The sequence below is a fragment of the Actinomadura rubteroloni genome, assembly GCF_002911665.1.
GTDB lineage: Bacteria > Actinomycetota > Actinomycetes > Streptosporangiales > Streptosporangiaceae > Spirillospora > Spirillospora rubteroloni.
The window spans coordinates 257949-280982 of the sequence record NZ_MTBP01000001.1 but is presented as its reverse complement, the minus strand read 5'-3'; the positions used below and the strand labels follow the sequence as shown (position 1 = coordinate 280982).

Annotated in this window: 24 protein-coding genes; 13 read left to right on the top strand and 11 right to left on the bottom strand. The window is 72.5% G+C overall.

Features of this window, described 5'->3' with window-relative positions:
• Positions 1-75 precede the first annotated feature (75 nt).
• The 7 genes from BTM25_RS01330 to BTM25_RS01300 all read left to right on the top strand — a co-directional run bounded on the left by BTM25_RS01330 (position 76) and on the right by BTM25_RS01300 (position 6740).
• On the top strand, positions 76-858 hold the full coding sequence (locus BTM25_RS01330) for a sporulation protein (RefSeq protein ID WP_103560934.1): 783 nt from the start codon (positions 76-78) through the stop codon (positions 856-858).
• A gap of 59 nt (positions 859-917) precedes the next feature.
• Positions 918-2375 (top strand): pentapeptide repeat-containing protein, encoded by a 1458-nt coding sequence (locus tag BTM25_RS01325; RefSeq protein WP_103560933.1) that lies wholly within the window; start codon positions 918-920, stop codon positions 2373-2375.
• Positions 2376-2495: 120 nt separating this feature from the next.
• Positions 2496-4637, top strand: a complete 2142-nt coding sequence (locus BTM25_RS01320) for a sensor histidine kinase (protein WP_146058919.1) — start codon at positions 2496-2498, stop codon at positions 4635-4637.
• A complete protein-coding gene (locus tag BTM25_RS01315; protein ID WP_103560931.1) occupies positions 4634-5056 on the top strand; it encodes a roadblock/LC7 domain-containing protein in 423 nt (140 codons plus the stop codon). Before BTM25_RS01320 ends, BTM25_RS01315 begins: the two co-directional genes overlap by 4 nt.
• Positions 5053-5397, top strand: a complete 345-nt coding sequence (locus BTM25_RS01310; RefSeq protein ID WP_103560930.1) for a DUF742 domain-containing protein — start codon at positions 5053-5055, stop codon at positions 5395-5397. The genes BTM25_RS01315 and BTM25_RS01310 overlap by 4 nt, the downstream gene beginning before the upstream one ends.
• Complete coding sequence (locus BTM25_RS01305) at positions 5387-5935, top strand: GTP-binding protein (protein ID WP_103562669.1); 549 nt, start codon at positions 5387-5389, stop codon at positions 5933-5935. Before BTM25_RS01310 ends, BTM25_RS01305 begins: the two co-directional genes overlap by 11 nt.
• A gap of 58 nt (positions 5936-5993) precedes the next feature.
• Positions 5994-6740, top strand: coding sequence for an SDR family oxidoreductase (locus tag BTM25_RS01300; RefSeq protein ID WP_103560929.1), 747 nt, complete (start codon positions 5994-5996; stop codon positions 6738-6740).
• 7 nt (positions 6741-6747) lie between these two features.
• Here the strand turns inward: BTM25_RS01300 and BTM25_RS01295 are convergent, their stop codons facing one another.
• Together BTM25_RS01295 and BTM25_RS01290 are read right to left on the bottom strand one after the other, a co-directional pair.
• The gene (locus tag BTM25_RS01295; protein WP_103560928.1) at positions 6748-7347 is read right to left on the bottom strand and encodes a rhomboid family intramembrane serine protease; all 600 of its coding nucleotides are present in this window, start codon (positions 7345-7347) and stop codon (positions 6748-6750) included.
• Positions 7348-7418: 71 nt separating this feature from the next.
• The gene (locus BTM25_RS01290; RefSeq protein WP_103560927.1) at positions 7419-7742 is read right to left on the bottom strand and encodes a WhiB family transcriptional regulator; all 324 of its coding nucleotides are present in this window, start codon (positions 7740-7742) and stop codon (positions 7419-7421) included.
• A 134-nt stretch (positions 7743-7876) separates the two neighbouring features.
• Here BTM25_RS01290 and BTM25_RS01285 point away from each other — a divergent pair, with 134 nt between their 5' ends.
• Entirely contained in the window at positions 7877-8353 is a 477-nt protein-coding gene (locus BTM25_RS01285; RefSeq protein WP_328589593.1) for a GNAT family N-acetyltransferase, read from the top strand.
• Positions 8354-8357: 4 nt separating this feature from the next.
• Here BTM25_RS01285 and BTM25_RS01280 read toward each other — a convergent pair whose 3' ends face one another.
• Positions 8358-8726, bottom strand: a complete 369-nt coding sequence (locus BTM25_RS01280) for a hypothetical protein (protein ID WP_103560925.1) — start codon at positions 8724-8726, stop codon at positions 8358-8360.
• Positions 8727-8863: 137 nt separating this feature from the next.
• Here BTM25_RS01280 and BTM25_RS01275 point away from each other — a divergent pair, with 137 nt between their 5' ends.
• Positions 8864-9178, top strand: coding sequence for a winged helix-turn-helix transcriptional regulator (locus tag BTM25_RS01275; RefSeq protein WP_103560924.1), 315 nt, complete (start codon positions 8864-8866; stop codon positions 9176-9178).
• Positions 9179-9181: 3 nt separating this feature from the next.
• Here BTM25_RS01275 and BTM25_RS01270 read toward each other — a convergent pair whose 3' ends face one another.
• The 7 genes from BTM25_RS01270 to BTM25_RS01240 all read right to left on the bottom strand — a co-directional run bounded on the left by BTM25_RS01270 (position 9182) and on the right by BTM25_RS01240 (position 17894).
• A complete protein-coding gene (locus BTM25_RS01270) occupies positions 9182-11236 on the bottom strand; it encodes a tetratricopeptide repeat protein (RefSeq protein ID WP_146058918.1) in 2055 nt (684 codons plus the stop codon).
• A 91-nt stretch (positions 11237-11327) separates the two neighbouring features.
• Complete coding sequence (locus BTM25_RS01265; RefSeq protein ID WP_168211961.1) at positions 11328-12110, bottom strand: DivIVA domain-containing protein; 783 nt, start codon at positions 12108-12110, stop codon at positions 11328-11330.
• A 4-nt stretch (positions 12111-12114) separates the two neighbouring features.
• Entirely contained in the window at positions 12115-13308 is a 1194-nt protein-coding gene (locus tag BTM25_RS01260; protein ID WP_103560921.1) for a globin domain-containing protein, read from the bottom strand.
• Between the two features lie 88 nt (positions 13309-13396).
• Positions 13397-13819, bottom strand: coding sequence for a globin domain-containing protein (locus BTM25_RS01255; RefSeq protein ID WP_103560920.1), 423 nt, complete (start codon positions 13817-13819; stop codon positions 13397-13399).
• A 202-nt stretch (positions 13820-14021) separates the two neighbouring features.
• Positions 14022-14942, bottom strand: a complete 921-nt coding sequence (locus BTM25_RS01250) for a coiled-coil domain-containing protein (protein ID WP_103560919.1) — start codon at positions 14940-14942, stop codon at positions 14022-14024.
• Positions 14943-15125: 183 nt separating this feature from the next.
• Positions 15126-16295 carry a S8 family peptidase gene (locus tag BTM25_RS01245; protein WP_103560918.1) on the bottom strand — a complete coding sequence of 390 codons (1170 nt, stop codon included), beginning with the start codon at positions 16293-16295 and terminating at the stop codon, positions 15126-15128.
• A 111-nt stretch (positions 16296-16406) separates the two neighbouring features.
• Entirely contained in the window at positions 16407-17894 is a 1488-nt protein-coding gene (locus BTM25_RS01240; protein WP_103560917.1) for a serine/threonine-protein kinase, read from the bottom strand.
• A 61-nt stretch (positions 17895-17955) separates the two neighbouring features.
• Here BTM25_RS01240 and BTM25_RS01235 point away from each other — a divergent pair, with 61 nt between their 5' ends.
• The 4 genes from BTM25_RS01235 to BTM25_RS01220 all read left to right on the top strand — a co-directional run bounded on the left by BTM25_RS01235 (position 17956) and on the right by BTM25_RS01220 (position 22323).
• Positions 17956-18450 carry a sterol carrier family protein gene (locus BTM25_RS01235; RefSeq protein WP_103560916.1) on the top strand — a complete coding sequence of 165 codons (495 nt, stop codon included), beginning with the start codon at positions 17956-17958 and terminating at the stop codon, positions 18448-18450.
• Between the two features lie 404 nt (positions 18451-18854).
• Positions 18855-20321 (top strand): amidophosphoribosyltransferase, encoded by a 1467-nt coding sequence (gene purF, locus BTM25_RS01230; protein WP_103560915.1) that lies wholly within the window; start codon positions 18855-18857, stop codon positions 20319-20321.
• Positions 20322-20335: 14 nt separating this feature from the next.
• Entirely contained in the window at positions 20336-21364 is a 1029-nt protein-coding gene (gene purM / locus BTM25_RS01225) for a phosphoribosylformylglycinamidine cyclo-ligase (RefSeq protein ID WP_103562668.1), read from the top strand.
• Positions 21365-21813: 449 nt separating this feature from the next.
• On the top strand, positions 21814-22323 hold the full coding sequence (locus tag BTM25_RS01220; protein WP_328589592.1) for a SanA/YdcF family protein: 510 nt from the start codon (positions 21814-21816) through the stop codon (positions 22321-22323).
• Positions 22324-22510: 187 nt separating this feature from the next.
• Here BTM25_RS01220 and BTM25_RS01215 read toward each other — a convergent pair whose 3' ends face one another.
• Positions 22511-22723 carry a DUF3073 domain-containing protein gene (locus tag BTM25_RS01215; protein ID WP_103562666.1) on the bottom strand — a complete coding sequence of 71 codons (213 nt, stop codon included), beginning with the start codon at positions 22721-22723 and terminating at the stop codon, positions 22511-22513.
• Positions 22724-23034: the final 311 nt, after the last annotated feature.

The window sequence follows — 23034 nt, the reverse complement described above, 5'->3', positions numbered from 1 at the left end:
CGTACCCTCCCCGCAGGGCGTCTATGGGATGCCGGGGTGCCGCGGGGCGCCCGTTGCAGGGAGGAATGAGAGCACGTGGTCTTCAAGCGGCTGAGGCAGGCGATGGGCGTGGGCGGCCCGTCCATCGAGACCGTCCTGCACGACCCGAACACGCAGCCGGGCGGTGTCGTCACCGGTGAGATCACCATCATCGGCGGCGAGTACGAGTCCGACATCATCGGCGTGAACCTCGCGCTGCGCACCAAGGTCGAGGTGGAGACCAGCGACAGCGAGTACAACGCGAACCTCACCTACAACCAGATCCCGGTGGCCGGGGCGTTCCGGCTGAACCCGGGCGCGCGGTACGGGATCCCGGTGCAGTTCCCCGTCCCGTGGGAGGCGCCGCTGACCCACATGTACGGGCACCCGCTGCACGGCATGACCGTCGGCCTGTCGACGGAGCTGGAGGTCAAGGGCGCGCTGGACCCGGGCGACCTCGACCCGATCGCGATCCACCCGCTGCCCGCGCAGGAGCGCATCCTCGCGGCGTTCTCCAACCTCGGCTTCCACTTCCGGAACGCCGACTGCGAGAAGGGACGCATTCACGGCGTCCACCAGGAACTCCCCTTCTACCAGGAGATCGAGTTCCACCCGCCGCACCAGTACAACGGCATCACCCAGCTTGAGGTGACGTTCGTGGCGAACCCCCACTCGATGGAGGTCGTCCTCGAGCTGGACAAGCGCGGCGGCCTGTTCACCGAGGGCCACGACTCGTTCAGCCGCTTCACCGTGGACTACGCGACGGTCGACCAGACCTCCTGGGAGCACGAGCTGGACGGCTACCTCCAGCACGCCGGCCGCCGCCGCGGCTTCTTCTGACGCCGTTCCGCCCTCCGCGGTCTTGATCGCGGAGGGCGGACCCCGTAGAAACAGGGTCCGTGCCCGAACCCCCCGGACTGAACTCGGCCGAACGGCGGCTCTGGTCGGCGTTCCCCGCCGGCTCGACCGTCGTCGTCGGCGGCGACCTGCCCACCGGACCGCACCCCGACCGGATCGTCCGCGCCGAGATCATCGCGCGGCTGCTGCTCGGCGGACGGGAGACGCGGCCCGGGTTCGTCCCGGCCGTCCGGCTGCGCGGCGCGTACATCGTCGGACGGCTCGACCTGTCCGGCGGGACGATCGAGCACGAGCTGCGGCTGGAGCGGTGCCGTCTCGTGGAGGCGCCCGACCTGTCCAACGCGCAGACGCGGCAACTGCGGTTCAACGGGTGCAGGATGCCCGGGTTCGACGGCGGCGGGCTGCGCGCGGACGGCTATCTCAGCCTGTCCGACACGCAGATCGACGGCACGCTGAGCCTCACGCGCGCACAGCTCACCGGCGGGCTGCGGCTGAACGCCACGTCCGTCACAGCGCCGTCGGAGGACCGCTGGGCCGTGTTCGCGGGCGGTCTCGTCGTGGACGTCGGCTGTTTCGCCCGGGAGGCCGTCTTCACCGGCGGCGTCCGGCTCACCGGCGCGCGGATGAACGGCGGGCTCTTCATGGAGGGCGCGAAGCTCATCAACCCGGGACGTATCGCCCTCGACGCGCAGAGCATGGTCGTGGAGGACACCGCCGAGTTCAGCCAGGGATTCTCCGCGCTCGGGACGGTCCGGATCCGCAATGCCCGGTTCACCGGGATCGTCTCGTTCTCGCGGGCCTTCCTGGACTCCGGCGACCCCGTCCGGATGGCGCTGCACGCCAGCCACATGACCGCCGACGAGCTGCTGCTCTGGCCGGAGGAGCGGATCAAGGGACGCGTCTCGCTGTCCTACTCCCGCATCTCCCTGGTCATGGACCATCCGGACATCTGGCCGGACGAGCTGTACCTCAACGGCCTGGTCTACGAGACGCTGCGCGGCGGCGAGTTCAAGGACCGGCTGAGCTGGGTCAGCCGCGACCCCGAGTTCCACCTCCAGCCGTTCGAGCAGCTCGCCACCTGGTACCACAGCGTCGGCCACGACGACCTGGCGCGGAAGGTGCAGCTCGCGAAGCTGCGGGCGCGGCGCCGCTCGCTCAACCCGGTCGGCAAGGGGTGGAACACGCTGCTGGACTGGACGGTCGGCTACGGCTACCGCCCGTGGCTGGCGTTCGCGTGGTTCGGCGTCCTGCTCGTCGCGGGGACGGTCGTGTTCTCCCTCGACCGTCCGACGCCCATCAAGCAACCGGCCGAGGTCCCCCGTTTCCACGCTCTCGTCTACAGCCTGGACCTGCTCATACCGATCGACACGTTCGGGCAGCAACAGGCGTTCGACCCGTCCGGGTGGTCCCGCTGGGTCGCGTACGGGCTCGTCGCGGCGGGCTGGGTCCTCGCGACGGCTCTGATCGCCGGCGTGACCCGCGTCCTGCGCCCGAACTAGGGGTCTCACCCAGGCGGCGCGGAAACAATGGCTGGGCCGTAACACTGATATATCGCCCGGCAATGCCGTCGTAACCGTTCCTTTCTAGCGTCACCCCCAGACCGACGCAGGGGGGACGGCGTGAACCCACGGCACCGCGCCGCACCGGCGCGCGCCCGGACCGGCGGCACGCGCGGGAGCATCAGAACGCGCATGGCGGTGATCCTCGCCGTGCCGACGGCGGCGCTCGTCGCGCTCGTCCTCGCCGCGACGCTCGCCCAGGTGAGCGCGGCGGGCCGCGCGGCGACCGTCGCCGACGACGTCGAACTGGCGCTCGCCGCGCAGGAACTCATCCACGCCGTGCAGCGCGAACGCGGCCTCACCAGCGGGCTCATGGGCGGCGCGACCGACTACCGGCCGCGCGTGACCGCCCAGCGCGCGGCGTCCGACCGGGCGAGGACGGCGCTGGACCGGCTGCTGGCGCGGCGCGACGTGCGGGTCGTCCGCGACGGCCTGGCGGGCTTCGACGGCCTCGGCGAGCTGCGCGGCTCCGTGGACGCCGGACACGCGTCCCGCACGGCCGTTCTGGACCGTTACACGGCCGGGATCGCGCGGCTGAACACGGCGCTGCGCGGGCTGGCCACGTCCGACGATCCACAGCTCGCGCGCGGCCTTGACGCGCTCCGGACGCTCGGCGACGCGAAAGAGGCCATGGCGCTCGAACGCGGCCATCTCAACGGCGTGTTCGCGGTCGGACGGTTCACCGTCGCCGACTACCGGCGGTTCACCGAGGTCCGCGCCCGCAAGCTGGACGCGCTGGAGCGCTTCCGCACCGTCGCGACGCCCGTCCGCCGCGACGCGCTCGACGCCGCGCTGCGCACCCGGGCCGCGGGCACCGCCGCCGCGCTGGAGGAACGCGCGCTCCAGGGCGCGGGCGGACGCCGGCTGGGCGTCTCGCCGCCGCAGTGGTGGGCGGCCATGACGACCGTGGTGGACGACCTGCGCGCCGTCCAGCTCGGCGTCGGCGCCGACGTCCGGCACCGCGCCGCCGACCTGCGCGCCGCCGCCCGGCTCCGGCAGGCCGCGTACGGCGGGGGCGCGCTGCTCGTGCTGGTCGTCGCGGTCCTGCTGTGGCTCTACACGGCGCGGTCGATCGTCCGGCCGCTGCGCACGCTGGCCGCCGAGGCGCGCGACGTCGCCGAGCGGACGCTGCCCGCCGCCGTCGCCGCCGTCCAGTCCGGGGAGCGCGCGGGCTCCGTCGAGCCGTCCCGGCTGCTGACCCGCCGGGACGAGTTCGCCGAGGTCGCGGGGGCGCTGGACGCCGTCCGCCGGACCGCCGTCGAGCTGGCGTCCGAGCAGGCGGTGCTGCGCCGCAACTCCGCCGAGTCGCTCGCCAACCTCGGCCACCGCAACCAGAACCTCGTGCGCCGCCAGCTCGGCTTCATCACGACGCTCGAACGCGACGAGACCGATCCCGGCGCGCTGGCGAACCTCTTCGAGCTGGACCACCTCGCCACCCGCATGCGCCGCAACGCCGAGAGCCTGCTCGTGCTCGCCGGACGGCACGCGCCCCGGCGCTGGTCCGGCCCGATCCCGGTCGGGGACGTCCTGCGCTCGGCGTTCGCGGAGGTCGAGGAGTACCGCCGCGTCACGCTCCGCCGGATGGACGACGCGCGGCTCGCGGGCACGGCGGCGGCCGAGGTCGCCCACCTGCTGGCGGAGCTGGTGGAGAACGCCCTGACGTTCTCGCCGCCGGACCGGGAGGTCGAGGTCCAGGCGCGGCTGGCCGACGGCGAGTACCACATCGCGATCGTAGACCAGGGCGTCGGCATGGACCCCGAGGCCCTCGCGGCGGCCAACGAGCGGCTGCGCGGCGAGGGCGGCCACCTGGTCGAATCGGCGCGGCGGCTCGGCCACCACGTCGTCGGACGGCTGGCCGGACGGCTCGGTGTCCGCGTGTGGCTGCACGATTCGCCGCTGACCGGGGTAACGGCGCGGGTGGTGCTGCCGGCGTCGCTGCTGGTCGAGGAGAAGGCCCCCGAGCCCGTGCCCGAGCCCGTCCCGGCCGGGGCGCCGCCGGAACGGCCGGTCGTCGCGCCGGTCACGACCACGCGCAACGGCCTGGTGAAACGCAGCCCGGCGGCGCCGCGCCGTCCCGTCCGCCCGGCCCGGACGGCGCCGCCCCGCGACCCGGCGGAGGTCCGCTCGGTGCTGGAGACGTTCCGCTCCGGCGTCCACCGCGCCCGGTCCGCCGACCCCGACAACGAGGAGACCTCCCCATGACCGTTGCCCGCACCGACGACGTCACCTGGCTGCTGGACGACTTCGTGCGCGGCACCGACGGCGTCGCCGAGGCCGTCGCGGTGTCGTCGGACGGCCTGCTGATGGCCCGCTCGGCGCACACGCGCGCCGACCGGGAGTCGGCCGAGCACCTGGCCGCCATCGTCGCCGGCGTGACGAGCCTCGCGCGCGGCGCGGCCCACCGGTACGACTTCGAGGGCCTGCGCCTGGTCATGATCGAGATGAACCGGGGCTTCCTGCTGATGTCGGTGATCTCCGACGGGAGCTGCCTCGGCGTGGTCGCGTCCGACGGCGCCGACCTCGGGCTCGTCGGCCACCAGATGGCGCTGCTGTGCGACCGGTTCGGAGCGCTCCTCACCCCGCAGCTCGTGTCGGAGCTGAAACTCCAGGTCCTGCGGTGAACGACGACCCGGACCCGATCCTGCGGCCGTTCATCGTCACCGGCGGCCGCACGCATCCGGTGGACCAGCGGCTCCGGGTGGAGACGCTGGTCAGCGCGGCGCCCGCGGCCCTGGCCGCGCCGCTCGGGTTCGAGCGGCGGCGGATCGTGGAGCTGTGCCGCCTGCCGGTGTCGGTCGCCGAGATCGCGCGCGGCGTCGGGGTGCCGGTCGGGGTCGCGCGGGTGCTGGTCGCCGACCTGCTCGCCGAACGGCTGGTGATCGTGCACGCCAACATCACCGACGCGCCGAACGTGACACGTGAACTGCTGGAACGCATCCGGGACGGTGTCCGTGCCCTCTGATCCCGTCTCCGCGAAGATCGTCGTGTCCGGCGGCTTCGGGGTCGGCAAGACGACGTTCGTCGGCGCGCTGTCGGAGATCGCGCCGCTGACGACCGAGGCGGCGCTCACCGAGGTCTCGCGGGGCGTGGATGACACGTCCGCCGTCGCCGCCAAGTCCACCACGACGGTCGCGTTCGACTTCGGGCGCGTCACGCTCGACGGCAACATCGTCCTCTACCTGTTCGGCACGCCCGGCCAGGAGCGCTTCACGTTCCTGTGGGACGACCTGGTGGACGGCACGCTCGGCGCCGTCGTCCTCGTCGACACCCGCCGGATCGACGACGCCTACCCCGCGCTCGACTACTTCGAGTCCGCCGGGATCCCGCTCGCGATCGGCGTCAACCAGTTCCCCGACGGCGAGCGGTACGCGCTGGAGGAGGTCCGCGAGGCGCTCGGCATCGGGGCCGGGGTGCCGCTCGTGCCGTGCGACGCCCGGGACAGGACGGCCGTGAAAGGCGTCGTCCTCGCTTTGCTCGACCTCGTCATCGAGGGCGCCTGAACCCGGCGGGCGCGCGAGGCGTCGATCCAGGTACGGGAGTCCACGAGAATGGGGCGTCATGGGCACGTATCTGATCACCGGGGCGACCGGCGGCATCGGCACCGCCGTCGCGGGGCTGCTGCGCGACAAGGGGCACGACCTCATTCTCAGCGGACGCTCGCCGGAGCGTCTGGCCGACCTGGCCGAGACGCTGCGCAAGGGCGCGCACGCGCGCACGCAGGCGTTCCACGTCGGGTCCGGGGGCGCGCCGGCCGCCGGGCCGGGGATCACGACGCTCCCGCTCGACCTCACCGAGCCGCGCCGGCTGGAGGCCCGGCTCGTCGCCGCCGGGCCGCCCGGACGGCTGGACGGGCTGATCCACGCCGCCGGGGTCGTCCACCTCGGCACGGTCGGGGAGCTGGAGGCCGACGACTGGCTCGACCACGTGACCGTCAATCTCGTCTCGGCGGCGGAGCTGACGCGGCTGCTGCTGCCCGCGCTGCGCGCCGCGTCCGGGGACATCGTGTTCGTCAACTCGACGGCGGGCCTGCGCGCCAACCCGGGCTGGTCGGCGTACGCGGCGAGCAAGGCCGGGCTGCGGTCGCTGGCGGACGCCCTGCGCGCCGAGGAGGCGGACGTGCGCGTCACCACCGTCTTCCCCGGACGCACCGCGTCGCGGATGCAGGAGAGCGTCCGCGCCCAGGAGGGACGTTCGTACGACCCGAGCGACTACGCGTCCGCCGAGACGGTCGCCAAGGTGCTCGTGAGCGCGCTGGAGGCGCCGCGCGACGCCGTGGTGGCCGAGGTGTCGGTCCGGCCGCACTGACGCGGCGTCAGGCGTGGGCGCTGCGGCGGAGCGCCCACGCGGCGGCCACGCCGCCGATCAGCCCGAACAGGTGCCCCTGCCAGGACACGCGCGGGTCGCTCGGCAGGACGCCGAACACGAGCGTCCCGTAGAACGCGACGACGGCGACCGCGATGACGATGTCGGTGATGCGGCGCTCGAACACGCCCCGGCCGAGCAGGTACCCGAAGAACCCGAAGATCAGGATGCTGGAGCCGAGCGTGTTCGCCGAGCCGGTGAACCACACGCCGAGCCCGCCGGTCACGATGACGATCAGCGACATCCCGAGGAACTTGGCGATCCCGCGCCAGGCCGCGAGGAAGCCGAGCACGACGAACGGGACGGTGTTGCCCGTCAGGTGGTCGAAGCCGCCGTGCAGGAACGGCGCGGTGAAGATGTCGGGAAGATCGGCGACGTCGCGGGGCTGGATGCCGTAGCGGTCCAGTGAGTTGTCCGTGGCGACGTCGACGATCTCCAGCAGCCACATCACGGCGGTGACGGCGAGGACGAGCACCGCCGCCGACGCGGCCCGCGCGCCCTGCGTCGCGAGCCCGGCGGACGGGCGCTGGTCGGGGACCGGGTGGCTCATGGCATCACCGTAAGGCGAGGAGGTGCGTGCGTCACCCGGTTCAACGTCCGGATCGCCGGGAACGTGCCCGGTCAGGCGGCGTCGGCGCCGACCGGGACGTCGCCCCGGACCATGATGACCGGCAGCCGCCGGCGGGCGGGCGCCTCGGCGTTGCGGCGCAGCCGGCGGCGCTCCTCGGGCGTCGTGCCGCCCCAGATGCCGTCCGGCTCGCCGACGCGCAGCGCCCAGGTCAGGCACTCGCTGGTCACGGGGCAGTTTCCGCAGACCCGCTTCGCCGCCCGCTCCTGTTCCTTCAGGATGGACGCCGAGTACCCGATCGGGAAGAAGAGGTCGGGATCGGCGCCACGGCAGATGGCGTGGTCGCTCCAGTGTTCTTCGGTGCTCGGTGTCGACATGACGTCTCCCTGCGGCGGTTCGCGCCGGGTGCAGAAGCGGGGTGGGTTTCTCCTCCACCTAACGTAGTACTACGTCCGGTAGTACTACAAGTCGTTGGGACAAAGGCCGGAGAACGTCCCGATAGCCTGTTGACGTGCGGCGTGATCCAGAAGTGACCTTTCGCGAGGCGACGCGGGACGACCTCCCCGCGATCGTCCACCTGCTGGCCGACGACCCGTTGGGCGCGACCCGCGAAGCTCCCGGCGAGGTCATCCCGGCTGCCTACTTCGACGCCTTCGCGGCCATCGAGAAGGACCCGAACAACTTCCAGATCGTCGCCGAGATCGACGGCGTCCTGGCGGGCACGTTCCAACTCACCTACCTCCCCGGCCTCACCTACACCGGGGGCGAGCGCGCCCAGATCGAGGGCGTGCGCGTCGCGGCCGAGCGGCGCGGCCACGGCATCGGCCAGATCATGATCGGCTGGGCGATCGACCAGGCGCGGGCCCGGGGCTGCCGCGTCGTCCAGCTCACGACCGACCGCCAGCGGCCCCAGACGATCCGCTTCTACCAGAAGATCGGCTTCATCCCGTCCCACATGGGCATGAAGTACCACCTGCGAGAGGACTGAACCTTCATCGTGCGGTGCGGACCTTGGCGACCTTCGCGCCGTCCGCGCCGACCGGCGCGGTGACCTGCGACCGCAGCCACAGGCCGAGCACCGCCGTCAGCAGCGCGCCCGCCGTCGTGATCTGCTTCTGGTCGATGTCCGCGCCGAACGACACGGCGAGCTGGAGCAGCGCGGCCAGCACGCCCGACGCGGCCGGGACGATCTGGTCGCGCGCGACCGACACGGCGATGACGAGGCCCATCACGGCCGTCGTCGCGGCGTTGATCCACGCCTGCTGCTGCTCGCTGAGATCGACGCCCCACGCGACGAGGAACTGGACGGCGACGGTGGTGAGGGCGGTCCACAGGGCGGGCTCGCGCCCGAGAATCTTCATGATCGCTCCTTGCGTCCGGTCCGGGAGGTGACCGGGACCACGATTCCCCTGAAGGTGTTCCCCCCGCCGGGACGACGTCCACTGGTCACTTTCCCGACGGCTCGTAGACTGGTGGGCCGACTCAGGGGGTGGTCGGAATGCCGGGGCAACCGAGATGCGACGAAGCGCTCGCGCTGGCTTTCGAGGTGCTGGGCAAACGCTGGACCGGGATGCTGCTCGGAGTGCTCGCCGAAGGGGACGCGGGATTCGCCGAACTGCGCCGGGGAATCGGCGGCATCAGCGACTCGGTGCTCTCCGCCCGGATCACCGAACTGGTCGGGACGGGCCTGATCGAGCGCGAGCCGCCCGACGGGCTCCGGTACCGCCTCACCGCGACGGGCCGTGCGCTCGTCCCGTCTCTGAACGAATTGACCCGCTGGGCGAACGCCCACCTGATGCCCCAGCGCGCCTGACGCTCAGCCCCGCCCCTCCATTCTGGCGAGCCCCTGCCGGCGGTCCACGGTGTCGGGGTGGTCCGGTCCGAGGACGCGCTCGCTGATCTCCACCACGGCGCGGAGTTCGCTGGTGGCCTCGTCGGGGCGGCCCGCTTCCGCGAGGACGGCCGCGCGGTTGTTGCGGGCGATGAGCATGTGCGGATGCTCCCGGCCGAGAACACGTTCCCCGGCCTCCAGCAAGGCCCGGTATTCGGCTTCGGATTCCTCCAGCCGTCCCAGTTCGTGCAAAACGCGAGCGAGGTTGTTGCGGCTCGCGAGGGTCTCGGGGTGCTCGGTTCCGAGGAGGCGCGCGGACGCTTCGAATTCGGCGCGGTGCTCGATTTCCGCCTCGTCCAGGCGGCCGAGGTCGGTCAGGACGAGGCCGAGGGAATTGCGGGCGATGAGCGTGCTCGGGTGGTCTGGGCCGAGCGTTCTCTCCAGGGCGGTGAGGACGGCCCGCTGCTCGGTCTCGGCTTCGTCCAGCCGGCCCTGGAGATAGAGCAGGTTGACCAGGTTGCCGCGGGCGTCCAGCGTGTCGGGATGGTCGGGGCCGAGGACGCGCGCGGTGATTTCCAGCCCCGCCCGCTGTTCGGCGTGGGCCTCTTCCAGGCGTCCCATGTCGCGGAGCACGATGGCCAGGTTGGTGCGGGCGGCGAGAACGGTCGGATGCTCCGGCCCGTGTTCGTTCGTGCGCGCCTCGATGGCCTGGAGCAGGGCCGTTTCGGAAAGGCGGTAGCGGCCCTGGCCGTAGGCGGTCGCGGCGATCTCGTGGGCGTCGTCGGCGCGGGCGTGGCGGAGCGCGGCCGTAATGGTCTCTTCGGGGGCGTGGGTGCCGGGCGCGGCGGCGCGCTGGACGTCGTCCAGCAGATAGTCGAAAAGCTCGTAGGTGCCGTCGTCGGCGGCGTGCAGCGGGGCGTTCCCCGAGTCGCGGAGCCGAGTCGCCCACTCCCAGGCCTTCTCCTCGGACTCGGGGCTGAGGCGTGAGCCGCCGCGTTTTTCCAGGTAGAGGCCGTGGGTCTCGTCGAGCAGCGCGCGGGGGAGCGGCGCGGCGAATCCGGCGCAGCGCAGATCGACGGCGGCGGCGATGAGCGCGGCGGCGCGCGGATGCGTCCCGCGCGCCCACGCCCGCTCCCATTCCTCTTTCAGTTGCGGGCCGGCGGCCAGGTATTCGGGGACGCCGAGGACGTCCGCGCTGGAAAGGGCGTCGGCGATCCGGGAGTCGTCGTCGGCCAGCCCGGCGGCGCGCTCTTTCTCCGGTGCGCTGAACAGCCGCTCCACAAGGATCCGGTCGGCCTGTTCGAGGACGGCGCGGCTTTCGCGGCTCAGCCGGCGGCCTTCGTCGTCGTCGCCCGAGACCAGCCGGTCCTCCTCGGCGGCGCGCAGGGTCGCGAGGACGATCCGGTGATGCCCCGGCCCCTCCAGCAGTTCGGCGACCTCTTTGCGCGTCAGGCCGCCGGGCCCGAGAAAGCCTTCCAGGTCGTCCAGCCAGAGAACGCAGTGCCGCAACGTCATCGCCTCGGCCACGGCCGCCGCGACACCGTCCCGCCGCACCGGCATCACCAGACGATGATCGGGCAGCACGGCCCGCATAGCCTCGAACGCCGCCCGCGTCTTTCCCGCAGTGGAATCGCCGACCAGCAGAACGAAACCGGGAGCCGCCAGCGCGGCGCGGAGCCGTCCGTCGAAATCGCGCGGGACATAGGCCGGAACACGATCCCCGCCCGAATCGCGGCGCCGCGCCGGATGCACGCCGACCGCCCGGACCGGATCGGTGATCTCCCGGACGCGCGGCAGTTTCCCGGCGGGCGCGAACGTCCCTTTGGCCAATTCCCGGGCGTGCGCCTCACGCGACTGGACGGCGTTCTCGAACCGCGTCCTCCAGACCCCGGCGAGCAGCGCGGCGACGGGCACGACGAGCGCGGCGCCCGTCAGCAGCCGCCAGTCCTTGATCCCGGCCGCCGCGAGCACCCCCGGCGTCGCCACCAGCAGGGCCGCAGCACCCGCGAGGAACCCGACTCCGATCACGCGGCGTGTCACGGCGCCCACGCTGCCACACGTCCAACCGCCGCGCGGCCCGATGACCTCACCAGGCCACGGCCGGCGGACGCCCGTCCGCCGGCCGCGGCGATCAGCCGGCGGGGGGCTGCTGCGGGACGGGCAGCGCGTTCCGCTCGGACCTCTCCCACTCGTCGACGTTCCGGAGCAGCGCCTCCAGGTAGGACCGCAGATGGGTGCGGTAGACGTCGCTGTAGGTCCGCAGGTAGGCGATCTCCCGCTCCATCGCCTGCCGGCCGCCCTCGGGCGGTTGCGGCGGCGCCGCCGGCGCGGCCGGCCGCGACTGGGCCGCGACGGCCTGCCGCGCCGCCTCCTCGGCGATCCGGGCGGCCTGCTGGTGGGCCTCCTCCATCATCAGCTCCGCACGGCCGCGCGCGTCGGACAGGATCGCCTCGCGGTGGAGCCGGGCCTCGTGGGCCAGTTCGCGCGTGTACCGCTCGGCGTCGGCCACGTACAGGTCGGCGGTCTGCTGCGCCTGCGACAGGATCCGCACGGCCTGGAAGTGCGCCTCCTCGGGCGGCATCCCGCCGCGTGCGCCGCCGGACGCGAGCCGCTCGCGCAGCTTCTGCACCTCCTCGGCCAGCGCCGACTTCTCGTTGCCGAGCTGCGCCAGCTCGGCGACGACCCGGTCCAGGAACGCGCGGACGTCCTCCTCGTCCAGCCCGCGGCGGCCGAGGCCGGCCCGCGCGAAGCTCACGCTGCGGACCGCGCTGGGCGCCAGGCGGTCCGAGCGCTGGACGAGGAAGCCGCCGGGCGTGTTCGGCGCGGGAGCGGAGGCGTCCTCGGCCGGGGGACGGCTCGTTTGGTGCACGGGCAGATACGGGGGCTCGCCGCCAGCGGCGTTCGGGGGGTTCAACGGTTCACCTCTGTGTGTCAACGAAGGTTTCCTGCCGGACGAGGGCGCGGTCCACGCCGAGCTGCACGAGCCGTTCCACGGTGTTGGCGACCATGGCCGCCGGGCCGCAGACGTACGCGTCGTGCCCTCGCCACGAGCCCCGCCGGGCGAGGACGTCGGGAAGCGCGCCGTATTCGAGGTCGGACTCCTCCGGCGGCGGGCCGGTCCGCGTGAGGGAGCCGTCCGGCCCCGGCCGCACGTCGAAGAATCCCGGGCGCGGCGGCCCCTCGTCGGACACGGCCGCCACCACGGTGAGCCACGGCGACTCGGCGGCCCGCTTGCGCAGGTCCTCCAGGTCGTAGAGCGCGTCCCGGGTGCGGGCGCCGAAGAACAGGTGCACGGCGGGCGGCCGTGCGGGCCGCCGGCCGAGCTGTTCCAGGATCGCCTTGATCGGCGCGAGGCCGGTGCTCCCGGCGACGAGCACGATGTCCCGGGGTGACGACTCGTCCAGCACCAGCGTGCCGATCGGGGCGCCGATCCGCATCCGGTCGCCGGGCTGCAGGGCGCGTACCATCACCGGGCTGACCGAGCCGCCGTCGACGAGCCGGACGTGGAAGTCCAGCGTGTTGTCGGGACGCGGCGCGTTGGCCATCGAGTAGTAGCGCCACTGCCGCAGCCGCGCGGGCACCTCGATCGCCACGGACTGCCCCGGCAGGTACGGCAGCGGCCGGTCCGGCTCGACGCGGACGACGGCGAGGTCGAACCGGCGGCGCTCCACCGCGACGACGCGGCCCTCCCACCACGGCGGGCTGGTGAGCGAGTCGTCGGCCGAGGCCTCCTGCATGACCTGCGCGACGACGCCGTACGCGGCGCCCCAGTCGGCCTCCAGCTCCGGCGTCCAGTACGACCCGGAGAAGTACTTCAGCGTCCTGATCAGGCTCGCGCCGACCGGCGCGTAGTGCTCGGCGACGATCCCGAACTTGCGGTGGTCGCGCCCGAGCTGCTGGAGGAACGGGACGAGTTCCGGCAGGTCGTCCACGCGGGAGACGATGAGGCCGAGGGCGCGCAGGAGCTTGTCCCGCTGGCCCGTCATCCCGATCGGGAACATGTCCCGCAGATGCGGGTTGGCGACGAACAGGTCGCTGTAGAAGAACAGGGCCACGGCGTCGCCCTGCTCGGCCACGCGGGCGAAGTTCTCCTTCAATCGTTGTGCGTCCACACGACCTCCTGGTAGCGGTCATGGTCAAGTGGGGACCCCGAGGGAGCGAGGACGGACGTTGGGGAGCAACCGCCCTGAGGGTTCGGGGTCATGCGCGGGAACCGGCTCCGTTCCCGAGGCCGGCCGCCTCCTGCATGACCTGGGCGACGAGCTGGTACGCGGCGGTCCAGTCCCGCTCCAGCTCCTCGTTCCACTCCGGGCCGCTGAAGTGGGCGAGGGTGGCCAGCAGGCTCGCCCCGACGGTCGGGTAGTTGCCGGCGACGACCCCGAAGCCGTTGTGCCGCCGTCCGAGGTCCTGGAGGAACGGGACGAGTTCCGGCGTGTCGTCGACCAGGCCGACGATGTGCGAAAGGGCGGCGAGCAGCTTCTCCTGCTGCTTGGCCAGGGCGGACGGGAACAGGCCGCGCAGCGCGGGATCGCGCTCGAAGAGATCGGCGTAGAAGTACTCGGCGACGTCCATGCCATTCGCACCGACCAGCGCGAAATTCTGTTTGAGCCGCACGGGGTCCATTGCGCATGCCTTTCCGGGCCGTCACCGTCTGTGCTGGGCGGGACGCGCAGCGCGGGGAACAGAGGAACGACCGGAACACATGACTAGTGGATGAGCGGATCGCGCACAAGGACTTCTACGGACAAGTGACCGTTATCAATGTGCACGCGACTGATGAAACACGCTCCGTCACGGAGCGGGAATATAGCATGCGCGGCGAACGTCAGAAGACCGAGATGTGCACGTGGTCGTAATGGTTGGCGGTGATTCCGCCGCGGTTCTCCATCGCGCGCCAGCCGGGGCTGCGCATGTCGTAGATCCGCTGCCGCCAGATGACGTACTTGATGCCGAGCGAACTGGCGTGCGAAATGGCGTACGCCGCCACCTGGTCGCCGTTCTGCTGCCGCGCCGCGGTCGGCATCGAGCCGCCGCCGCTCTCCATGAAGTCGCACGCGCGGCCCGTCCCGTGGTCCTGCGGGTCGCCCGGACGGGTGCAGCCGATCGTCGGGAACGGCCCGAACTCGGAGTCGATGACCTGCTTCACGTGCATCATGCGCGGCGTGACGCCGCCCATTCCGACGCTCGGCGACTGCGGCTTGTACTTCTTGACGAGCGCCTGGATGCGGGTCCGCTGCCTCTTCAGATCGTCGATCTCCTTCTGGAGGTCCTTGATCTTCTGCTCGGCCTCTTTCCGCGCCTTCACCTGCTCGTCGATGAGCTTCTGCACCTGCTGGACGCGCGCGGCCTGGTTGGTGGCGAGGTGTTGCGCGAGGCTCGCGGTGTTGAGGAAGCCGGACGGGTCGTCCGCCGAGATCGCGGTGAGCGCCGGGTCCCCGCCGCCCGTCATGTACTGGTTCGCGGCGAGCTGGGCGACGAGCCGCTGGGCGTCGTCGCGCTCCTTGCGCAGCGCGTCGGCGCTCTTCATCGCCTTCTGGACGCCGAACTGCGCGTCCTTGAGCTTGGCGAGGTCGCCGCCGTACGCGCGGTCGAGCTTGCTGATCTGCTGGTTGAGCTTCTCCATCCGGCCGCTGTCGCCGGGGTCGGCGTCCGCGGGGACGGCGCCGGCCAGCGGCAGCGCGAGGGCCGCCGCCGCGGCGACGGCCAGGACGGCGCGGCGCCTGCGGGCGGAGCTGCGGGCCTCCACCTGGGCGTCTCCTCTCTCGGCCGACGGGCTGCGATGGCGGTTCCGGTCTCCGGAACGGACCGGGCGGGTCCGTTCCGGAGAACCGGGCCGGTCAGGGAGCGAAGCTCACGAACCGGAAGGAACCGCCCGCGCACAGGGTAGCCGCCTCGCGGACCCCGGCACGGGGCATCCTACGGGAGCGGGTCACAGACCGGCCTTGTAGAGAAGACGGTTCGCGGTGCCCGACGGCAGCTTCTTGACCACGTTCTTCGTCGAGTTGTCCGCGAGCCACTTCTGCACGGTCGGGAACGTCGCCGTCTTGTGGGTGGCCAGGTACAGGGCCGCGACGCCCGCCACGTACGGCGAGGCCATCGACGTGCCGCTCTCGACCTGGTGGCCGCCGCCCGGCCAGGTGGACGTGATCCCGTAGCCGGGCGCCTGGATGTCGACGCACGAGCCGTAGTTCGAGAACGACGCCTTGTTGTCGTAGGACGTCGTCGCGCCGACGGCCTCGACCCAGCCCGCGCTGGCGGGCGAGTAGTTGCACGCGTTCTTGTTGTCGTTGCCGGCCGCGACCGACACGAACACGCCCGACTTGGACAGGTTCGTCAGCGCCGTGTTCACCGCGGTGGACTTCGCCCCGCCGAGCGACAGGTTCGCGACGGCGGGCTTGACGGCGTTGGTCTTCAGCCAGTTCGCCGCGGCCACGACGTCGGACATGTAGCCCGAGCCGTCGCAGTCCAGGACGCGCAGGGCGCGCAGCTTCACGCCCTTGGCGGCACCGTAGGTCTTGGAACCGAGGATGCCGGCGACGTGCGTCCCGTGGCCGTTGCAGTCGTTGCCGTCGGTGAAGGTGTCGGGCGCCCACCACGCGACGGACGCGCGTCCGCCGAAGTCGGCGTGCCCGGCGTCGATGCCCGTGTCGATGATGTAGGCGTTGACGCCGCTGCCGTTCGACTTGTACGTGTACGACTTCGAGAGCGTGCGGCTGCGCTGGTCGATACGGTCCAGGCCCCACGGCAGCGGGGACTTCTGGGTCGTGTCGGCCTTGACGATCTGGTCCTGCTCGATCGCGGCGACGGACTTGTCGCGGCGGAGCTTGTCGAGCTGGCTCGCGGTGAGCTTGGCGACGAACCCGTTGAGGGCGCCGCTGAAGCTCCTGGTCCCGGACGCGTTGACGCGTCCGGCCGCCGTCTTGGGCGAGGCGCCGTCGCGCAGGGTGACGATGTACCGCCCGGGGACGGGCGTGCCCTGGGCCGCCGTCACCGCGACGAGGTCGTCGTGGCCCGCGGCGAGCACGGGCACGGCCACCGCGGCGGACGCGCACGCGGCGATCGAGCCGACGACCAGCAGCCTTCGGGGGGTGGGCCGCAAGGGGCCTCCTTCATTCTGTGCGGACGGGGGTCCGCGTGCCTGAGCGGGGTCTCGACCGAATGCACCCTAATGGACTCAGCGCTTATTAGACGGATATATCACCCATTGTGGTTATCCGATGCGCGTGAGTCGTCCCTGATAGCCGACCGGACGGCCGTCCTCGCTCCGGCTCCAGGCGTATTGGAGCGTCCCGTCGGGCTGCCGCGTCACCTGGATGTGGCCGGGCGTGCACGGTCGGCCGATCCGCAGTGCCATCTCCAGGCTGCTTCCGGTACCGCGCGTCAGCGACAGGGTCCCGTTGCAACGCTCCTTCGGGTACACCGCGTGCGCCGTCGTACCGCCCTCCTGGAACGTCACCTCGACGGGGAACGACACGCCGTTGGTCTGGTTCACGGCCGTGCCCTTCCACGTGCCCGCGAACGTGCCTGGGATCGCGGCGACGGGACGTCCGTCCGCCACGTTCGCCGGGTCGCCGCCCGACCCGCCGTCGCCCCCGCCGAGCCGCGGCCACAGCACCAGCGTGATGATCGCGACGCCGGCCAGCACGCCGATCGTCACCGACAGCGCGAGGCCGAGCACGTGGCCGCCGTGCCGGGCCTTCGGGACGGCGGGCACCGACGGCAGGACGGCCGTGCCGGGGTCCGCGAGGCCGGGGATGAGCGCGGTGCCCTGCTCGTCCGGCGTCGGCGCCCCGAAGAACGTGGTGGCCTGCTCGTCCGGGCCGGGCTCGGGAGCGGGCTGCGGCGCGCGGACGCCCTGCGCCAGCGCCCGTCCCTCGGCGACCATCGAGGCGGGCAGGCGGCTCGTGAGCGCCTCGTCCTCGACGAGCAGCCGGTCCAGGATCCGCTGGGCGGTCGGACGGTCGGCCGGGTCCCTGGCCAGCGCCGTCCCGACGATCCCGCGCAGCGAATCGGGCAGCGGCGACAGATCCGGGTCTTCGTCCGGCGCCATGTCGGAGAACGGACGTACGCCCGTCGCCGCGAACAGCAGCGTCGCACCCCACGCGAAGATGTCGGCGGGTGCGCCCGCCTGGCCGCCCTCGAACTGCTCGGGCGCTTGGTAATAGGGCGCCTCCCCGGTCGTGGACGGCGGCGTACCGAGCGCCTCCAGTGCGGAGCGGACGGCGATGTCGGTGACGCGCGGACCGTCCGGGCCGAGCAGGACGTTGGCGGGCCGCAGGTCGCCGTGCACCGATCCGGCGCGGTGGACGGCGGCCAGTGCCACCGCCATCCCGACCGCCAGCCGCTCCACCACGGAGCCGCCGCGCGGGCCCTCGGCGGCGACGAGCGCGGCGAGGGACGGGCCGTCCACGAACTCGCTGACGACGAACGCGCGCTCGTCCTGCGTGCCCGCGTCCAGGACCGACGCCGAGCAGAAGCCCGTCACCCGCCGCGCCGCCGCGAACACCGCCGTGAACCGCGCGTCCGCCAGCGGCCTGCCGCTCAGGCCGAGGTGCAGCAGCTTGACCGCGACGGGCCGGCCGTCGGCGGACCGGCCGAGGAAGACCGCGCCGTGCTCGCCGACGCCGATCCTGCCCGTGATCTCGTGCTCGCCGAGCCGGCGCGGATCGCCGGGCTGCAGGGGCAGCGCCTCGGGCATCTGGAACCTCCGTGTGTCTGCGGGAGCGGAGTCCCCGGACCGGCGGGGTACGGTCGAGACGATGCCTCGACGACCGCTCACCCCGGCCGCGCTGGACGAGCAGCGCGCCGCGCTCGGGCTGCCCCCCTACGCGGGCCGCCTGGACGATACGACCGCGCTGCGCCGTGCCGCGCTGGACACGGCGCTGGCCGCCCGTGCCGCCGGGGTGGAGCCGTCCCGCCCGGTGACGACCGGGGCCGTCCGGTTCCTGCTCGACGCGCTGGCCGAACGGGCGCCGGGACGGTCCGTCGAGGTCCGGGTGCCGCCGCACGCGGCCGTGCAGTGCGTCGACGGCCCGCACCATACCCGTGGAACCCCGCCGAACGTGGTGGAGATGTCGGCCGAAACGTGGATTTCACTCGCGACCGGTGCGCTGCGGTGGGCCGACGCGATGGGCGCGCACGCGGTGCGGGCGAGCGGTCCCCGCGCGGATCTGGCGCCCTACCTTCCGCTGGTCGCCCCGAATGTTCCGAATGCGGCGGATGCCCCGTCCGGGCAGGCCCTGGCCGACGGCTGAGCCGGGTTGTCCACAGGTTTCGATCGCGCTTTCCCCCGCCGTCTCCGCCCCGTCAGGCTGGAGACACGGCCCCCTTCGGCGGGCCGGAACGGGGGATGTGATGTTTGTCTCAAATGCCGAAATCGTGCGCTGGATCGGTGTCCAGCGGCCCATCCGGGGCGTTTCGGCGTTCCTTCTTCGGGCCCTCCGGTGGTTGCCGGGCGGTGAGGTGTCGGCCCCGTCCCGCCGAGCCGTCCGCCCACGCCCCGCACCGGTTGGCGCGCGACGGCGCGGGCGGCGGCGGGGCGGGCGCGGCGGGGCGGGGACGGGGCGTTACGCGTCCGCGCCGATAAATTCCCAGGTAAAAGTCCGGTCAGGAACCATGCCGAGCGGACCAACGAGGGCCGCCATCTACACTGGCGAACGTGCCTCTCCGCTATGGACGTCTGAGCCACGACCTCGATCCCACCGACCGTGCCCCCCAGGACGCCTGCGGGGTCTTCGGTGTATGGGTCCCCCCGGAACAGGCGAGCCGGGCGGAGGTCGGGAAGCTCGCCTACTACGGCCTCTACGCGCTCCAGCACCGCGGCCAGGAGTCGGCGGGCATCTCCGTCAGCGACGGCTCCCGCATCGTCGTCTACAAGGACATGGGCCTGGTCGCCCAGGTCTTCGACGAGTCGGTCCTGAGCACGCTGCGCGGCCACCTGGCCGTGGGGCACTGCCGCTACTCCACGACCGGCGCGTCGACCTGGGAGAACGCCCAGCCGACGTTCCGCTCCACCGGCGACGGCGGCGGGCTGGCCCTCGCCCACAACGGCAACCTCATCAACACGCCGGAGCTGGCGGCGCGGCTCGACGCGCGCGAGCGGACGGCGACGTCCGACACCGACGTCCTGTCGGCGCTGCTCGCCACCCGCGACGGCGACCCGATGGCCGCCGCCCGGGAGATCCTGCCGGTCACGCGCGGCGCGTTCTCGCTGGTCTTCATGAACGAGACCACGCTCTACGCCGCCCGGGACCCCGAGGGCGTGCGCCCGCTCGTCCTCGGCCGCTGGGAGGACCAGGGCTGGGTCGTGGCGTCGGAGACGGCCGCGCTGGACATCGTCGGCGCCCGGTTCGTCCGGGAGATCGAGCCCGGCGAGCTGCTCGCGATCGACGGTCCCGGCGTCGAGGACGTCCGCTCGGAGCGGTTCGCCGAGCCCCGGCCGAAGGGCTGCCTGTTCGAGTACGTGTACCTGGCGCGTCCCGACACGTCCATCGCGGGCCGCAGCGTGCAGGCCACCCGGGTGGAGGTCGGCCGCCGGCTCGCGCGGGAGCACCCCGTCGAGGCGGACCTGGTCATCCCGACGCCCGAGTCGGGCACGCCCGCCGCGATCGGCTACGCCGAGGCGTCCGGGATCCCGTACGGGCAGGGCCTGGTGAAGAACTCCTACGTCGGCCGGACGTTCATCCAGCCGTCGCAGACCATCCGCCAGCTCGGCATCCGGCTGAAGCTGAACCCGCTGCGCGAGGCGATCGAGGGCAAGCGCCTGGTCGTCGTGGACGACTCGATCGTCCGGGGCAACACCCAGCGCCAGGTCGTCGCGCTGCTGCGGGAGGCGGGCGCGGCGGAGGTCCACGTCCGGATCTCCAGCCCGCCGGTGTCGTGGCCGTGCTTCTACGGCATCGACTTCGCGACCCGCCAGGAACTGATCGCCGGGCGCCTGGACGTCGAGGGCATCCGCGACTCGATCAACGCCGACTCGCTCGGGTTCATCGCGCTGGACGAGCTGATCGCCGCGTCCAGCATCCCGAAGGACCGGCTGTGCCGCGCCTGCTTCGACGGCGAGTACCCGATCCCCGTCGAGGAGAACGCGCGCGGCAAGCACCTGCTGGAGCCGTCCCGGCCGTGACCGACAAGGAACCGATGAGCACCTCCTACGCCGCGGCGGGCGTCGACATCGCCGCGGGCGAACGCGCCGTCGAGCTGATGAAGGCGCGGGTCGCCAAGTCCCGCCGTCCCGAGGTCGTGGACGACGCCAGCGGCTTCGCGGGCCTGTTCGACGCGTCGGCGTTCCTGCGGTACGAGCGTCCGCTGCTCGCCACGTCCACCGACGGCGTCGGCACGAAGGTCGACCTGGCCCGCCGCCTCGGCGTCTACGACACGATCGGGCACGACCTGGTCGGCATGGTCATCGACGACCTGGCCGTCTGCGGGGCCGAGCCGCTGTTCATGACGGACTACATCGCCTGCGGCAAGGTCGTCCCGGAACGGATCGCGGACATCGTCGGCGGCATCGCCGACGCCTGCGCGCTGGCGGGCTGTGCTCTCGTCGGCGGCGAGACCGCCGAGCACCCCGGCCTGCTCGAACCGGACGAGTTCGACATCGCGGGCGCCGGAACGGGCGTCGTGGAAGCCGGCGCCCTGCTCGGCCCGGACCGCGTGCGCCCCGGCGACGTGGTGCTGGCCCTGGCGTCCTCGGGCATCCACTCCAACGGGTACTCGCTCGTCCGGCACATCATCGCGACGACGGACCTGTCCCTGGACGCGACCCCCGCCGACCTGTCCCGCACGCTCGGCGAAGAACTCCTCACGCCGACCCGCATCTACGCCAAAGACTGCCTGGCGCTCACGAACGCCGGACCCGTCCGGGCGTTCGCGCACATCACCGGCGGCGGCCTGACGGCCAACCTGGCACGTTCCCTCCCGCCGACCGCCGACGCGGTGCTGCACCGCTCGTCCTGGACGGTGCCGCCCCTCTTCGAGGTACTCCGCGCGGCAGGCCGCGTCCCCACCGAGGAAATGGACAAGACGTTCAACCTGGGCGTCGGAATGGCCGCGATCGTGGCACCCGACTACGCCGACGAGGCCCTGCGCCTCCTCGCCGCCCGCAACGTCCCGTCCTGGACCCTCGGCGAGATCACCGAAGGCACCGGCACCGCAACCCTCACCTGACCCCACCCCGCACAACCACCCACCCCGCGCGGCGTCCGCCCCGAACGGCCACTCGCCCCGTGCGGGCACTCGGCTCGTGCGGCTATCCGCCCCGCACAACCACCCGCCGGGCGGCCACCCGCTCCGTGCGGGCACTCGCTCCGTGCGGGCATCTGCCCCGGCGGGTGCTGCCTGGATCTGGGTGTTGGGTGTTCGGGCGGGTTGTGGGTGTGAACATGCGGGGTGTCGGGGGCGTCTTATTGGGCGTGGCGGGTGGAGCGGGTGTGGTGTTCCGGGGCACGCGGTGGGTTCGGCGTGTGGTTCGGGTCGTGCTGCGGTGGCGGTGGCCGCTTGCTGTGGCTGTGGCGCTCGGTTCGTATGGGGTCGTCGCGCCGCTCGGGTGGGCTTATGCCGAGACGGGTGGGCGGCGGGTTTCTGTTGGGGCGGTTCCTGCGACGCCGGTCGGGCTGGTGCTGGGGGCGGGGATCAAAGGTGGGCAGCCGTCCGTTCTGCTGGCGCGGCGGCTCGATCTTGCGGCGGAACTGTGGCGGCGGGGCAAGGTGCGGGTGCTGCTCGTGTCCGGGGACAACCGGACGACGGGTTATGACGAGCCGTCCGTCATGCGGGCGTATCTCGTCGCGCGCGGCGTGCCCGAGCGGAAGATCGTCCGGGACTTCGCGGGGCTGGACACCTGGGACTCCTGCGCTCGCGCCAAGCGGATCTTCGGTGTGCGGCGGTTGACCGTGATCACTCAGGACTTTCATCTGCCGCGCGCCGTCGCGCTCTGCCGCGCGGCCGGGCTGGACGCGTGGGGCGTCGGTGACGAGAGCTTGGAGGCGCGTCCGGACGCGACGCTCACCGGCTACGTCCGGGAGCCGCTGGCGATGGTGAAGGCGATGGCCAGCATCGTCGCCAAGCCCGATCCGCATCTGCTGGGCGCTCAGGAGGCCGGCGTCCGCACCGCGCTCGCGTCCCCCTGAGCCTGCCGTGTCCTGAGCCCGCCGTCCCCCTGAGCCCGCCGTCCCCTGGGTCCGCCGCCCCTGAGCCGCCGTCCTTTGGGTCCGCCGCGCCCGCCGCGCCCGCCGGAGGGCGTGGGGGCGGGGAAACGAAAACGCCACTGCCGGACGGGGCGCGTCCTGGGCAGTGGCGTTGTCGTTCGGGCGTCGATCAGTGGCCCGTTGTGCCGTCCTTACGGTCTTCGGCCCCGTAATCGTCGGCGTAGTCGGCGTATTTCTCAACCAGCTCGTCGTAGGAGTCGTCGCCCTGGGAGTCGTTCACTCCCAGCTCGCTCTTCAGGCGGTCGAGGTCCGTTCCGCCGCTGTTGTACTTGAGCTGGCGGGCAACCTTCACCTGCTTGGCCTTGGCTCGGCCGCGACCCATTGGCTCGACCCCCTCGATGGTCAGGGCTTTCGTGGGCCCATCAACGCGCGCGTGTACCACACGAACCGGTGCCTGATGAGCCATGCGTCAGTCACGAGTACAACCGTACCCGTTTTGCGCCCGGCTCGGTACATCGGCGGCACGTGGCGGAAGGCTCGTTGCGGAGATGCCCCAGTGTATCTGGTGGTCACCGGGCCCCCGCGCGGGGCCCGTTACCACCCCTTGCACCGCCGCACAACCGTCCCCTTTCGGTCCCTGTTCCCCCGGGCGTGGAGGCTCAAAAACTGCGAAGCCTCCACGCTCCACCGCCT

Excerpts from the sequence above, each read along its gene's own strand:
- BTM25_RS01240 (WP_103560917.1), bottom strand. The coding sequence starts at position 17,894 with ATGCCCGAGGCGCTGCCCCTGCAGCCCGGCGATCCGCGCCGGCTCGGC.
- purM (WP_103562668.1), top strand. The coding sequence starts at position 20,336 with ATGAGCACCTCCTACGCCGCGGCGGGCGTCGACATCGCCGCGGGCGAA.
- BTM25_RS01280 (WP_103560925.1), bottom strand. The coding sequence starts at position 8,726 with ATGAAGATTCTCGGGCGCGAGCCCGCCCTGTGGACCGCCCTCACCACC.
- BTM25_RS01300 (WP_103560929.1), top strand. The coding sequence starts at position 5,994 with ATGGGCACGTATCTGATCACCGGGGCGACCGGCGGCATCGGCACCGCC.
- BTM25_RS01290 (WP_103560927.1), bottom strand. The coding sequence starts at position 7,742 with ATGTCGACACCGAGCACCGAAGAACACTGGAGCGACCACGCCATCTGC.
- BTM25_RS01295 (WP_103560928.1), bottom strand. The coding sequence starts at position 7,347 with ATGAGCCACCCGGTCCCCGACCAGCGCCCGTCCGCCGGGCTCGCGACG.
- BTM25_RS01315 (WP_103560931.1), top strand. The coding sequence starts at position 4,634 with ATGACCGTTGCCCGCACCGACGACGTCACCTGGCTGCTGGACGACTTC.
- BTM25_RS01215 (WP_103562666.1), bottom strand. The coding sequence starts at position 22,723 with ATGGGTCGCGGCCGAGCCAAGGCCAAGCAGGTGAAGGTTGCCCGCCAG.
- BTM25_RS01235 (WP_103560916.1), top strand. The coding sequence starts at position 17,956 with ATGCCTCGACGACCGCTCACCCCGGCCGCGCTGGACGAGCAGCGCGCC.
- BTM25_RS01255 (WP_103560920.1), bottom strand. The coding sequence starts at position 13,819 with ATGGACCCCGTGCGGCTCAAACAGAATTTCGCGCTGGTCGGTGCGAAT.
- BTM25_RS01275 (WP_103560924.1), top strand. The coding sequence starts at position 8,864 with ATGCCGGGGCAACCGAGATGCGACGAAGCGCTCGCGCTGGCTTTCGAG.